The organism is Halomonas sp. BC04, assembly GCF_000568385.1.
Genome location: NZ_AZQX01000392.1, coordinates 1 through 12058, shown reverse-complemented (window position 1 = coordinate 12058; position 12058 = coordinate 1). Strand labels below are relative to the sequence as shown.

Here is a 12058-nt window from a genome sequence, read left to right as displayed (position 1 = left end):
CAGCGAGGTCCTCGCCGGGCTCGAGCTCGCCACCTGGCGCGCCGCCCTGGACCACCCGCTGCTGATCGCCGACGCCGCCACCGGTAACCCAGGCAACACCCCGCTGGTACGCGCCGAGCACAACGGCAACACGCGGCTCTACCTGCGCCGCTACTGGCAGTACGAGCAGGATATCCGCCACCTGATCTCGGCAAGACTCGGCACAAGCGACGAACTCTGTAGGAGGAAGCTTCAGCTCACGACTGGCGCCGACAGGCGCCCGGATAACGTCACCGACACCGCACGCTTCGCCACCGCCCTCGACGGGCTGTTCCCTGTGCCCCCGGTTGGCCCGGAACCCGACTGGCAAAAAACCGCCTGCGCCCTCACCGCCCAGGCCCACTTCGCCGTGATCACCGGCGGCCCCGGCACCGGCAAGACCACCACCGTGGTCAAGCTGCTCGCCCTGCTGCAGGCGCTGGCCCTGGGCGAAACCGACTCGCCACGCCCGCTGCGCATCCGCCTGGCCGCCCCCACCGGCAAGGCCGCCGCACGGCTCAACGAATCCATCGCCAAGCAGGTGCAGGGCCTCTCACTGGTGGAACTGGCCAGCGCCGTGGGCCAACAGGGTGTGGATATCTCAACCCTGCGCGACAGCATTCCCACTGAGGTGACCACGCTGCATCGACTGCTGGGATCGCGGCCGGATACCCGCCACTTCCGTCACCACGCCGGCAACCCGCTGGCGCTGGACGCCCTGGTGATCGACGAAGCCTCCATGGTGGATATCGAGATGATGGCCGCCGTGCTCACCGCCCTGCCTCCCAGGGCGCGGCTGATCCTGCTCGGCGACAAGGACCAGCTCGCCTCGGTGGAGGCCGGTGCCGTGCTCGGCGACCTGTGCCAGCGCGCCGAAGGCGGCCACTACACCCCCGCCACCGCCGAGTGGCTGGAAGCCGTGACCGGCACGCCGATTCCCGAGCAGTACAAGGACACCGACGGCCAGCCGCTGGACCAGGCCATCGCCATGCTGCGGGTAAGCCACCGCTTCGATGCCAGCAGCGGCATCGGCCAGCTCGCCGAAGCGGTCAACCGCCCGCTTGGTGCCGAGCACGGGCCGAAAGAGAAGAAACGTGCAGTAAGCGATGTCTTCAAAAAAGATTTCGCCGACCTCGCCCGGCTGCGCCTGGCAGACGCCGACGACCCGGCCCTGGACCGCCTGATGGTCAACGGCAACCCGGCTGGCTTTACCAACCAGGGCGAAGGCCGCCACGACCGCCGCGGTGACTCCATCGCTCCACCGCTGGGCTACCGGCACTATCTTGAGGTAATGCAGCAGCAGCGCCCAACGCAGACCAGCTTTGGCGAAGAGGAAGCACGAAAGCCCTTCGACGACTGGGCTCGCACCGTGCTCGACGCCCACGGCCACTTCCAACTGCTCTGCGCACTAAGAAAAGGCCCCTGGGGCATTGCCGGCCTCAACCCGCGCATCGGCCGAGCACTGCGCCGCGCCGGACTGCTCCAGGCCAGCGACCGGGAGCTGGAACAGGGCTGGTTCGAAGGCCGCCCGGTGCTCGTCACCCGCAACGACTACGGCCTGGGGCTGATGAACGGCGATATCGGCATCACCCTCGCCGTGCCCGATGCCCGCAACACAGCGCAACAGCCCGGCCGCAGCCTACTACGCGTCGCCTTCCCCGCCAGCGACGGCAGCGGCGACATCAAATGGGTACTGCCCAGCCGCCTGCAGGCAGTAGAAACCGTCTTCGCCATGACGGTACACAAATCCCAGGGCTCGGAATTCACCCATACCGCCCTGCTGCTCCCCGATGCCCCCAACCCCATCCTCACCCGTGAGCTGGTCTACACCGGCATCACCCGTGCCAAGCACTGGCTGACGCTGGTGGAGACGGGACGCGGGATGCTGGATGAGGCGGTGACGAGGGAGGTGGTCAGGGTGAGTGGGCTGGGAGTTAAGTAGCAGTAGCAGTAGCAAGTCTTTAATGTTTATCATAAGCACAACTTGTTTAATAACCGACTACTAAGGATTGCGCATGGACATGGATAAAAAATGGGAACAACTCCTCAACCAAGGAAGAAGAAAATATGATGCCAGGGGAGATTCCAATACAAATGATGATACTGAACCTACTAGGACTGAGATTGAGCGGGACTACGACAGAATACTTTTTTCAACACCTGTTAGACGGCTTGGAGACAAAACCCAGGTTTTCCCATTAGACAACAATGACAGCGTACGCAACCGGCTTACGCACTCACATGAAGTATCGAATTTAGCTCGTAGTATTGGCGTGGCTTTAGTCCACAAACATGGTATAGCTAAGGATATTCCCGGTGCATGTAGGAACATACCGGCTCTGTTGGCAGCTATCGGCCTAGTTCATGACTTAGGCAACCCGCCTTTTGGCCACCAAGGCGAAGCTGCCATACAGAGTTGGTTCACGGACAACAGCGACAAATTAACCAAGGACAAAAGCGAAAATGAAGTCATTAGCAAAAAACTTTACGATGATTTCCTAAATTTCGAGGGAAACGCACAAGGCTTCCGACTGGTAACAAGACTTCAACTCCTCAACGATAACTTCGGCTTAGACCTAACTTATGCGACCTTGTCAGCAATGATGAAATACCCGATTCCAGTCTCGAAAGTTGATAAAAGAAAAGGGGTTTCCCATAAGAAATTTGGCTACTTCTTCTCCGAAGAAAAAATTGCACAGGAAATTCTTAATAAGGTTGGGTTATCAGAAGGGCAACGCCACCCGTTAGCTTATTTAATGGAAGCTTGTGATGACATTGCGTATGCAGTTTTAGATATTGAAGATGCCGTTAAAAAGGGGCTCGCCTCATTTTCAGATTTGATTGCCTACCTTGACCATCATGGAAATGGGGATCACCTAATTATGGAGCTAATAAAAGAAAGCGAGGAAAAACATAAAGAATACAGAAAGTCCGACCTATCACCTAATGAGCTTAACGATGTCTCAATGCAAAGATTCCGCGTCTTTGCTATTGGAAAAATGGTGCAGGCAGTCACCCAAACTTTTACTGAAAACTCGGGGAGTTATATTTTAGGTTCAGCAACTAAACCCATACTGGAATCATCCAAGGCGGAAAAACTAAGGCAATTACTAGGAGACTTTTCTATAATCCACGCTTTTCAGCATAGATCTGTTTTAGAAATTGAGCTAAGAGGACATAATACAATACACTCTCTAATGGATTGTTTCTGGGAGGCGATACGAGAGACCGACCCGGATCACCCTAAAAAAATACACAGCGCCCCACCCTTTTCTCGCTACGTTTATACAAGAATATCGGAAAACTATCGTCGTGTTTACACAGACCCTGCTTTTGAAATAAAGCAACTGCCGTTGCGATATAGACAGCTCATGCTTCTAACTGATATGATATCGGGCATGACAGATTCCTATGCCATGAGCTTACTAGAAGAGTTCAACTCCTTCAGATGACACTTGATACACTGAAAAACAGGATCACACAGTATCTTAAAAGTGATGCTTGGCACCGCCCAAAACAGCTCAATGTTTTGGAGAACTTGTGGTCACACCTACCCAACAGTGTAATATTTGGAGGAATGATAAGGGACTTCTCTTTAGATCTTGCCCGGGAATTTCATTCAGATATTGACATAGTTACCCTCGGGTCATCAAAAAAACTAGAGAGCGTTTTACGCCCCTACTCACCCACCAAAAATAAGTTCGGCGGGTATAGATTTCAAAGCCATGGCTACGTCTATGATGTGTGGTCACTTAATGACACCTGGGCGGTAAAAAACAAGTTAATAGTTGCAAATGATTTTCAGGACCTATGCAAGACCACTTTCTTCAACTTAGATGCGATCGCATTAGATTACAAGGAAAAAGTGATATATACAGCCCCTTGCTTTGAAGAGGGGCTATATAAAAAAAATCTTGAAATTAACTTTCCAGAACACCCTCATCCATCAAAGATGGCAAAAAGAGCAATTTACGTAGCAGCAAAAAAACAGTTATCGATAGGGCCGGATCTAGCAAAATACATATTGCAAAATATTAAACTGGGAGCAAATGATTCCTTTTACCTTAGAATCAAAGAAAGCCTTGAGAAACACGTAAAACACAACCCGACTAAAGAGTTTACGCCTCTTGAGCAGTTATCTCTCGACATTCATTAGGCTCGCGCCATGATATTCATCTGGGCAAAAAAAGACGCGACAATTCCTCACCACATAAGGTACCATAATTATTAGTACAAAAGCATCGCGAACTACACTTCCGCATTATAACATTAACTTCAGGACTTAAATTGGCAGCTGCGGCGCTGGATATCGCTCTCTCAGCAAGACCAAATAAGCTAGTTCCATCATTTAAGTCAATCATCGGATGGTCTATAATTATTTCATTCAAATAGTCAAACAATATTGGACTTCTAGGCTTTCTAATCGTTACCATCTTCCTTTGTAATTCGTAGTTATCCCATGTTTCACGAAGCTCTTGGACAGACTGAAAATATTTTTCTCCAGGAGGTGCTTCGCTAGACCAATAAATAGGGTTATTTTTCGTAATCCAAATATCAACGTCATCATGAAGCAAGAAATTTAAATTAAATTTGAATAGCACTGGTCCGTAAATATTCTGCCTCGGAAAGTGCCCGTGCAAGTCAACAATATCTAAGAAAACATCGTCCCATACGTCAAACCTTACATCAACATTGTCAGAAGATTGCGGCGTCTGGTATAGCCCTCTAATAACCACACCGCCTCTTGAGATGAGGCCTCCATTTTCGATATAAGTCATAGAAGTAGCCACTGTATTGGCATGGTACAGGCCACTGACTCTCCTCTCTCTTGATAGCAAATTATACAGATCTCTGTTATCCAGCTTCATACGCCCTCTATTAAGAATTATTATCACTTAAGGCTCTTTCAGAGCTTCAACCGCTCGCCATATCGCATAATTAAATGTCTATATTATAGACTAGCACCAAAGCATGATGTGTCCCATGACAAGAGTCAATATACTCCTTCGAAAGCTAGAGCGCTACGAGCCAGGAAAGCGAACCTCTCTAATCACCCGGCATATATATTACACTTCAAACATCGGCGCAGCTTTACTGAGTACGAGTGCTTTGACTTTCTGCATTTTTTAGAATGCTGTATCAAGTTCCACTCCTCGGCTACCCAAGAAATCAATAACATCTGAGAATAGTTCTGATGTGGATTTTCCTCCAGACGTTCTATATATCAAGTGGTCAATTGAAAATCTGTAACACTGAGCCTTTCTAGGATTATAAAACCCTGCGTACTTCCAACGCTGTCGCCCTGTAGAGTGTTGCAGAGCCAAATAGATCAAAAGTTGTTTAATATCCTTCCCCGCTATATTTCTAGAGACGGTTTTTACTTCGTAAAGAGTTTCATCAATTGATAGATCAGCCTTACATAAACCAAGAAATCCGGCGCCTGCCACCTGTGGAGAGAATTCAATATCATCCGCTTTTCGTGTTTCGATAAAATAGTCATACTGTTCTGCTAAAGTGAAAGACTCTTCGACCTCATTTTCATTTAAAACAATAACCCCATTGCCAGCTTCATATTTTTTAAGAAAAGATGTTGCGCCAATATATGCAGCTTCAACATTACTTTTATCAAGCTTTAACTCATCTATCCACAGTGACTTTTCATGTGCTCGCATTGCTAATTGAAAAGCGAATTCTGCGACCAAGTCATGCTTTTCTACCTGAGGACCAATAGGTACTCGCCTTATTTTAGTTTGATGATATTCTGTCAGATCAATTAAGCTTACTTCATTAAACACCCGAACAAAAGACGGGGTTAAGAGTGGTAATGATTCACTCCAAAACCCTTTGAACTCAGACGCAATATTTTTTTCAGAAATCATAATGGGAACTTCATATTTTTCTGGAATCTATTTGAGTACCAGTCTCTAATAATTTTCTCAGGTTCACCCCACGTGTCTTTTGTGTGTGTTCGCCAATGCTTGCCTTCATCACCCAAGGAATACGATGCAATTATTAGAGCCCTCTTTTCCCATTCAGTGAAACCGCCATAATGACCTTTAATATCGGTAAGCCAATAATGGCACTCCCAACTCGCCATAACCATTATCACCTGCCTCTTTATTAAAGGCTTCGTTGTTTTATCAAAAATATCTATAAGTATTTCTTCTTTAGAAAGTGATCTTCGCCTCGACAGTGCCAACACATAATAACTTATGTTCAAGTCAACACTTAGAAGTTGAGAATCTGACTCATAGAGAGCAACTAATTGTTTGTCTACAAAGTCTTTTCCATAATTTGGTATATCATCATAAACACCTTTTATCGCCCTCATCACAAGGACGAACACAGGTGACAGCACTGTCAGGTTGTCTTCTTGCAGAAGAGTAGATATCGCCCCATATTGCTCATGAGGTTCTAAGGCATAAATTGCATTTATTGCTTGCTTTGTAACAGTTGCGTCTATTGTTGTTTTTGAAACCTCTCTTCCCAAAATCCCAATAATATCTACATCTTTCACTGCCGACTTTAGGGCTTCATAATCTTCATCCGCGGTATCAGAGTAAGGGTCGTAGCGTAAAGAAATATTTAGTAGCTTTTGCTCTTCCTCTGCTAACGGATCCTGATTGTCAGCAGGATCCAACATTCTTGCAGTTTCTCTGAATTCTTCGGTTGTTATTATTTTTGTTTTTTTCTTCTGTAGTGACAAGCCTTCGTTGTGTAACTTCTCTGAAATAAGCACTAAAATCTTATAAGCTTCAGACTTACTTTCGCAAAATATACAATAATCATCTGCATATCGACAAAACTTAATATTTCTTCTAGAAAGCTGAAGATCAGTCGTAACTAGTGCCAGTTCGGCCAATATTCGTGATGCGGGACCGCCGACTGGTAGGCCATATGAAACATTCTTCGAGAATGAAAATAGTAAGTCCATTATTCGTTTAGGAGTTTCCCCTGCATTCGGGAGCCTACGGAGGGCATTGTCAATTCTATGATGGTAGATTCTTGGATAAAAATCAGCTATGTCAGTAACCACAACAAACTGATACTCATCGCTTAGCTCTAAACCCCTTTGCTTATAATCTCGCCATGTGCTTGGCCGAAAAAGTTTAGCTGTTGCATGTTCCCAACAGTACCTATAAGAGTAAACAGAATTACTTTCTTCAGGCACTCTAGAGGCTTCAATTTGCTCAGCAATTGAAATAACTAATGCCAGATAATACGCGTTCCAGAATGGTTCTATTTGTGTGGCCCATCTGAATCCAGTGTACCCAACCTGGGTCAATGTTTCTAATATTGAAGGTGGGGACTGAGCCATGTAGTCATCAAAGTTAGAGTGGATATCTAACAAGAGTTTTTTACACTCTTCTGGATTGTCGAAAAATACATGCGTCTCAAAAGGGAAAGGGAAGACATCTGTATCGCCATGCCGAGCAATATTTTGAATTGCTAGATCTATTGCTTCTTCAATCTTCATTCATATTCCTTTTGATGCACATTCTTGCCGTAGAAATGCTGAACAGTTATGCCACAGCTCAATCACATCTCAGTCTATTGAAATCCTATGAGATTAAGTATATATACCCCATCATCGTGCATGCTGCATATACCCTATGATCTTACTTGCTGCCTTTTCCTGCACGTCCGCTTTAGGTTGCAAACCGTTATTAGTCATCACCCTCATAAAACGCAAGCCTCTCCGCAATTTCCGCTATCCCCTCTGCCGGCTGCTCATAACTCCACGCCACGTCCTCGTGTTCACCAAACGAAAAGTACGCGGCATCGCCCTTGAAGGGGCAGTGGGTCGCTGTTTCGGAGCGGGTAAGCAAGTCCATCCTTACGTCGTCGCGGTGAATATACTGCCGCGGTGGGTAGCCGCGTTCGCGGAGTTCGATGACGCGGGTGGAGTCGGCAAGCAGGGTGCCATCGATGATGACTCGCACGCGTCGGGCGTGCGGGAGCAGGGTGATACGGGGCTCGCTGGAAGCCGTTGGCATAGCGCCATCCCATTACGTATAGGCTTTGTCGTTATACTGTTATGAGATTCAGCCTAGCACCCAAAGCTGATTAGTCCCATTCTGGCCATCAACGGATGCTTCGAGATCCGCTCTACGGGCTGGCGACGGGATAGGGGAAATGCATGCAGCCATTGGATAGCCAGAAGGCCACCCCCTATACGGGTTGGCGCCGTCGCCTTTACCTGATGCTCGAGCCCACCGCTCGTGACTCCCCTGGCTATCGATCACCAACCGCTTGATAGCCGTGCTGATCATCCTCGCCACGGCACTGACCATTCTGGAGACGGAGCCGCTGGTCCGAGCGCTGGCTCCCAGCATCTTCGTCACCACCGAGGCTGCGCTGGCGCTGGCTTTTCTGGTCGAGTACGTCACACGTGTGATCGCGGCTGGCGAAGATCCTCGCTATCACGGGCTGGCTGGGCGCCTGCGCTTTATGGTCAGCCCATGGGCGATCATCGACCTGCTGGCGATTCTGCCGTTCTTCCTGACCATGGGGGCGGTCAACGCCTTCGCCTTGCGCCTGCTCAAACTGATCCGGTTACTCAGGCTCGCGCGCCTGGGGCGCTTCTCCAACGCCATCGGCGATCTCTATCAGGCGGTGCGCGGGCGGCGCTACGAACTCACGGTGAGCCTGATGGTGGCGGTGGCATTGCTGATCGTCACCAGCAGCGTGATCTATGTCCTGGAAGCCAGCCATCAACCGAGGCCTTCGGGAGTATTCCCAGAGCGCTCTGGTGGAGCGTGGCCACACTCACGACCGTGGGGTACGGGGACGTAACGCCGGTGACCGCAGTTGGCCAGCTGTTTGCGGGCCTGACCGCCATCGTCGGCATCGGCATGATCGCCATGCCGACCGGCATCCTGGCGGCAGCCTTCAGCGATGCCATGCAGAGACGTCGGGACCAGGCTGAAAACGACAATAACGAGTAACAAGACAGGGAGCGGGGAATGGCACTTCGATTTCGACGGCGCATCCGTATCGCCCCAGGCATTAGCCTGAACCTCAGCAAAAGCGGGATCGGAGGGCAACCAGCGCCCAGGCAGAGGCCAGCCGCCTGCAGGCGGTAGAAACCGTCTCCGCTATGACGGTACACAAATCCCAGGGCTCGGAATTCACCCACACCGCCCTGCTCCTCCCCGATGCCCCTAACCCTATCCTCACCCGAGAGCCGGTCTACACCGGCATCACCCGCGCAAGAGATTGGCTCACTATAGTGGAGACAGGCCGCGGGATGCTGGATGAGGCGGTGACGAGGGAGGTGATAAGGGTGAGTGGGTTGTAGGAATTGCAATCTTGGCGATCTTCGGCCAAACGAAAAGTACGCGGCGTCGCCCTTGAAGGAGCAATGAGTCACGGTGCCAGACCATTAGGATACGCTGTTATGCACTGGCGGGAGCCATCGTTTTTTTGGTAGTATCCGAGCAGCCTATGAGGACAGCATCGATATAATAGACCAGAAGGAATCTGGGGCATGGATTACTACGATAGGGAATACGTATCTGCAGCTATTAACTATTTTTGGGGAGACGGCACAGCATCGGCTCAGTCAGTAAATGAGAGAGCTGCAGAGGTGGTTTACAAAGCAATCTCTGAAGCGCAGGTGTGTTCTGAATCCATGGACCTCGTCCCAAGGCCCAGCGGTATCAAGCCGGGGAGGTCATACATTGTTAAACAAATTGCAAATATTGGCAAGAACATAGTTGCTGGAAACACATCCATTTACCATGTTTGCAAGGTCAGAATTAGCGTAAGCTATAAAACAGAAATAACCATGGCGTTACAAGGAATTTGAAATGTTAAAACTCGGGCTTTCTGTTGTTCTGGTGCTGTTTTCTATTAACACATTTGCAAAGACAGATATTGAGCTGACGTATTCAGGCCTTAGCTTTGAAATTCCCGGAAACTTCTCCATGATAGGTGACGCAGGAGGTAGTCAAAATATTTTAATATTCAGGTACGGGGATGAGTTGGGGAAGCGGTTCTTGGCTTTTTCCGACATGACGAATGATCAAACTCTTAGTTATGGGTGCCCAGCCAGCGTTTTCTTTAAGAATGTTTTCTTCGACGGGGATGATTCAGGATGTGACCAGGATAACATTGAGATAATGCAAGAGTCCTTTGTGGAAGGCCGGAAAGTTGAGAGGTGGTCTGAGAATGATTATTCTGTCGTGTACTCCGGCGACAGAGAAAAGTCATACATTTTTATAATTGGAGACAACGGCAAGCTTGTGAAGGTGGACTCTGATTTCCTAGAAAAAGAATCTTTAAAGAAAATAGTTAGAGGTATATAACAAGCAGTATCGTGATATCTATTCTTTATCCGCTCTTCGCCGTTGGGTGTGGAATTCGCCCTCTGAGCTGGATCAGAATAGGCGGTCTCAAGTTCCAAGCGCAACACTATTGAAGGGTGCCCGGTCCAGCGACGGACTTCTTGAGAACCTCGCCATAGACTGGCTCTTCGCCAATCCAATGTCTTGCAGGGGCGTATGTTCAATGAATCCGCAATGGCATCGAGCTCTTCCTGACTATAGACCGGTAGGTCCGTGCCCTTCGGCCAGTACTGACGCAACAGACCGTTGGTATTCTCGTTAGAGCCTCGTTGCCACGGGCTATGGGGATCGGCGAAATAGATGGCCGTCCCGGTCCGCAGTGTGATCTCGGCATGCTTCATCATCTCCCTGCCCTGGTCGTAGGTCATGGAGAGCCGCAGGGCGCGTGGGACCTCGTTCAGCTTGTCGCTGAACCCGATGGCAGCGGCGGTGGCCGTCGTGCCGTCCAGCTTGGCCAGGATCACTAGGCGCGTAGAGCGCTCCACCAGTGTGCCGATGACGGACCGGTTGTTGGCACCCATCATCAGGTCGCCTTCCCAGTGGCCGGGCATCAGACGGTCTTCGATCTCGGGTGGGGACATATGAATGCTGACCAGGTCCGGGATCTGGCCACGCCGGTCATTACCCCGGCTGCGCGGTTGACGCTTGCCGTTGCCCTGCCGCAAGCAGGCGATGAGCTCTTTTTCGCTGCACTGCCGTTCCCGCCTCAGCCTTCAGATCTTAGCCTTCAGCCGACGGTCACCTTCTTGTCGTCGAACGCCATGTGTTGCGCAATTGCCTGCATGTCTGCCAACGGCTCTTCATAGCTCCACGCCACATCGGTGTGCTCGCCATGGGAGAAGTAGGCGGCATCGCCCTTGAAGGGGCAGTGGGTCACGGTATCGGAGCGGGTCAGCAGCTCCATTCGCACATCGTCGCGGGGGATATACTGGCACGGCGGGTAGCCACGTTCGCGGAGTTCGATGGCGCGGGTGGTGTCGGCGAGAAGCGTGTCGCCGATCGTCACCTGTATCCGGCGGTTGTGCGGGTGCAAGGTGATGCGGGGTTCGGTGGGTGCTTCGCCGCCCTCTGGGCCGTAGAAGAACACCCAGGTGGCGAAGTCGTCGGTGAAGTCCTCGAAGCGATGAACAACGCCCGCGGGTACGAACAGCACTTCACCCGCCTCGAAGGGCTGTCGTGTATCGCCATTGATGAATTGGCCTGAGCCGGAGATGACGACGTACACCTCGTCCCTTGTATGCGGGGTTTGGTAATCCGCGCCATCCGGCTTGTAGATCTCGACCTGAAGCGAGCCGTGCCGAAATACCTCGGCGAAGGACACGCCCTGGTTGTCTTGCAGCTTCTTCAGTACGGCCGATGGTGTCAGGCGATCCGTCATGTTCTCACTCAATGCCGGTTGGGTGGACAGGAACCGCGGCGAATAGCTCCGGGAGAATCAGACACGCACTGCCTCACGCTCAACATGGGGCCGCAGCTCGGGTCGTAGCGCCTTGTCGGTCACCAGGTCTACTGGATGGCCCAGCAGATCCTCCAGGTAGAACTGCACCCCGAAATAACGGGCCGAGGTCGCCGGGCCGTCAAAGCTCACCAGGATATCGATATCGCTGTCGTCGCGAGCTTCATCGCGCGACATGGAGCCAAAAAGCGCCAACGAGGTGACGCCATACTCGCTGGATAGCCACGGCAGGTGT

At 50.7% G+C, this 12058-nt stretch carries 14 protein-coding genes and 2 pseudogenes; 9 read left to right on the top strand and 7 right to left on the bottom strand.

What is annotated here, in order from left to right; all coding sequences use genetic code 11:
- The 3 genes from recD to Q427_RS31730 form a co-directional block, all read left to right on the top strand.
- A partial coding sequence (gene recD, locus Q427_RS26290; RefSeq protein ID WP_043518417.1) for an exodeoxyribonuclease V subunit alpha occupies nt 1-1960 on the top strand: 1960 nt, incomplete at its 5' end.
- 73 nt (nt 1961-2033) lie between these two features.
- Nucleotides 2034-3470, top strand: a complete 1437-nt coding sequence (gene dgt, locus Q427_RS26285; protein WP_051496736.1) for a dGTP triphosphohydrolase — start codon at nt 2034-2036, stop codon at nt 3468-3470.
- Entirely contained in the window at nt 3467-4174 is a 708-nt protein-coding gene (locus Q427_RS31730) for a hypothetical protein (protein WP_155833708.1), read from the top strand. Before dgt ends, Q427_RS31730 begins: the two co-directional genes overlap by 4 nt.
- 16 nt (nt 4175-4190) lie before the next feature.
- Here Q427_RS31730 and Q427_RS31725 read toward each other — a convergent pair whose 3' ends face one another.
- From Q427_RS31725 to Q427_RS26280, 4 genes are all read right to left on the bottom strand, one after another.
- Nucleotides 4191-4886 carry a hypothetical protein gene (locus Q427_RS31725; RefSeq protein ID WP_155833707.1) on the bottom strand — a complete coding sequence of 232 codons (696 nt, stop codon included), beginning with the start codon at nt 4884-4886 and terminating at the stop codon, nt 4191-4193.
- A 258-nt stretch (nt 4887-5144) separates the two neighbouring features.
- A complete protein-coding gene (locus Q427_RS31720) occupies nt 5145-5897 on the bottom strand; it encodes a hypothetical protein (RefSeq protein ID WP_155833706.1) in 753 nt (250 codons plus the stop codon).
- Nucleotides 5894-7495: an RNA-directed DNA polymerase gene (locus Q427_RS30775; protein WP_081786233.1), complete on the bottom strand. Its 1602-nt coding sequence runs from the start codon at nt 7493-7495 to the stop codon at nt 5894-5896. The genes Q427_RS31720 and Q427_RS30775 overlap by 4 nt, the downstream gene beginning before the upstream one ends.
- A gap of 190 nt (nt 7496-7685) precedes the next feature.
- Nucleotides 7686-8015 carry a DUF427 domain-containing protein gene (locus Q427_RS26280; RefSeq protein WP_043518415.1) on the bottom strand — a complete coding sequence of 110 codons (330 nt, stop codon included), beginning with the start codon at nt 8013-8015 and terminating at the stop codon, nt 7686-7688.
- A gap of 265 nt (nt 8016-8280) precedes the next feature.
- Here Q427_RS26280 and Q427_RS32840 point away from each other — a divergent pair, with 265 nt between their 5' ends.
- The 6 genes and pseudogenes from Q427_RS32840 (at nt 8281) to Q427_RS26260 (ending at nt 10328) form a co-directional block, all read left to right on the top strand.
- A complete protein-coding gene (locus Q427_RS32840; protein WP_269321326.1) occupies nt 8281-8814 on the top strand; it encodes an ion transporter in 534 nt (177 codons plus the stop codon).
- Nucleotides 8778-8966 carry a potassium channel family protein gene (locus tag Q427_RS35770; protein ID WP_269321325.1) on the top strand — a complete coding sequence of 63 codons (189 nt, stop codon included), beginning with the start codon at nt 8778-8780 and terminating at the stop codon, nt 8964-8966. The genes Q427_RS32840 and Q427_RS35770 overlap by 37 nt, the downstream gene beginning before the upstream one ends.
- Before the next feature lie 18 nt (nt 8967-8984).
- Nucleotides 8985-9104, top strand: a complete 120-nt coding sequence (locus tag Q427_RS37215; RefSeq protein ID WP_081786232.1) for a DUF4236 domain-containing protein — start codon at nt 8985-8987, stop codon at nt 9102-9104.
- Nucleotides 9086-9319: pseudogene (locus tag Q427_RS26270) on the top strand (ATP-binding domain-containing protein); the annotation flags it as partial. The gene Q427_RS37215 and the pseudogene Q427_RS26270, both read left to right, overlap by 19 nt.
- A 189-nt stretch (nt 9320-9508) precedes the next feature.
- Nucleotides 9509-9829, top strand: coding sequence for a hypothetical protein (locus Q427_RS26265; RefSeq protein ID WP_043518412.1), 321 nt, complete (start codon nt 9509-9511; stop codon nt 9827-9829).
- Between the two features lies 1 nt (nt 9830).
- Nucleotides 9831-10328, top strand: coding sequence for a hypothetical protein (locus tag Q427_RS26260; protein ID WP_043518410.1), 498 nt, complete (start codon nt 9831-9833; stop codon nt 10326-10328).
- A 106-nt stretch (nt 10329-10434) separates the two neighbouring features.
- Here the strand turns inward: Q427_RS26260 and Q427_RS26255 are convergent.
- The 3 genes and pseudogenes from Q427_RS26255 to Q427_RS26240 form a co-directional block, all read right to left on the bottom strand.
- A pseudogene (locus Q427_RS26255) lies at nt 10435-11050 on the bottom strand (IS30 family transposase); the annotation flags it as partial.
- Nucleotides 11051-11094: 44 nt separating this feature from the next.
- Nucleotides 11095-11745 carry a DUF427 domain-containing protein gene (locus Q427_RS30765; protein WP_081786231.1) on the bottom strand — a complete coding sequence of 217 codons (651 nt, stop codon included), beginning with the start codon at nt 11743-11745 and terminating at the stop codon, nt 11095-11097.
- Nucleotides 11746-11802: 57 nt separating this feature from the next.
- Nucleotides 11803-12058 (bottom strand): nucleotidyltransferase family protein (locus tag Q427_RS26240; protein WP_043518409.1); only part of this gene is annotated, 256 nt, incomplete at its 5' end.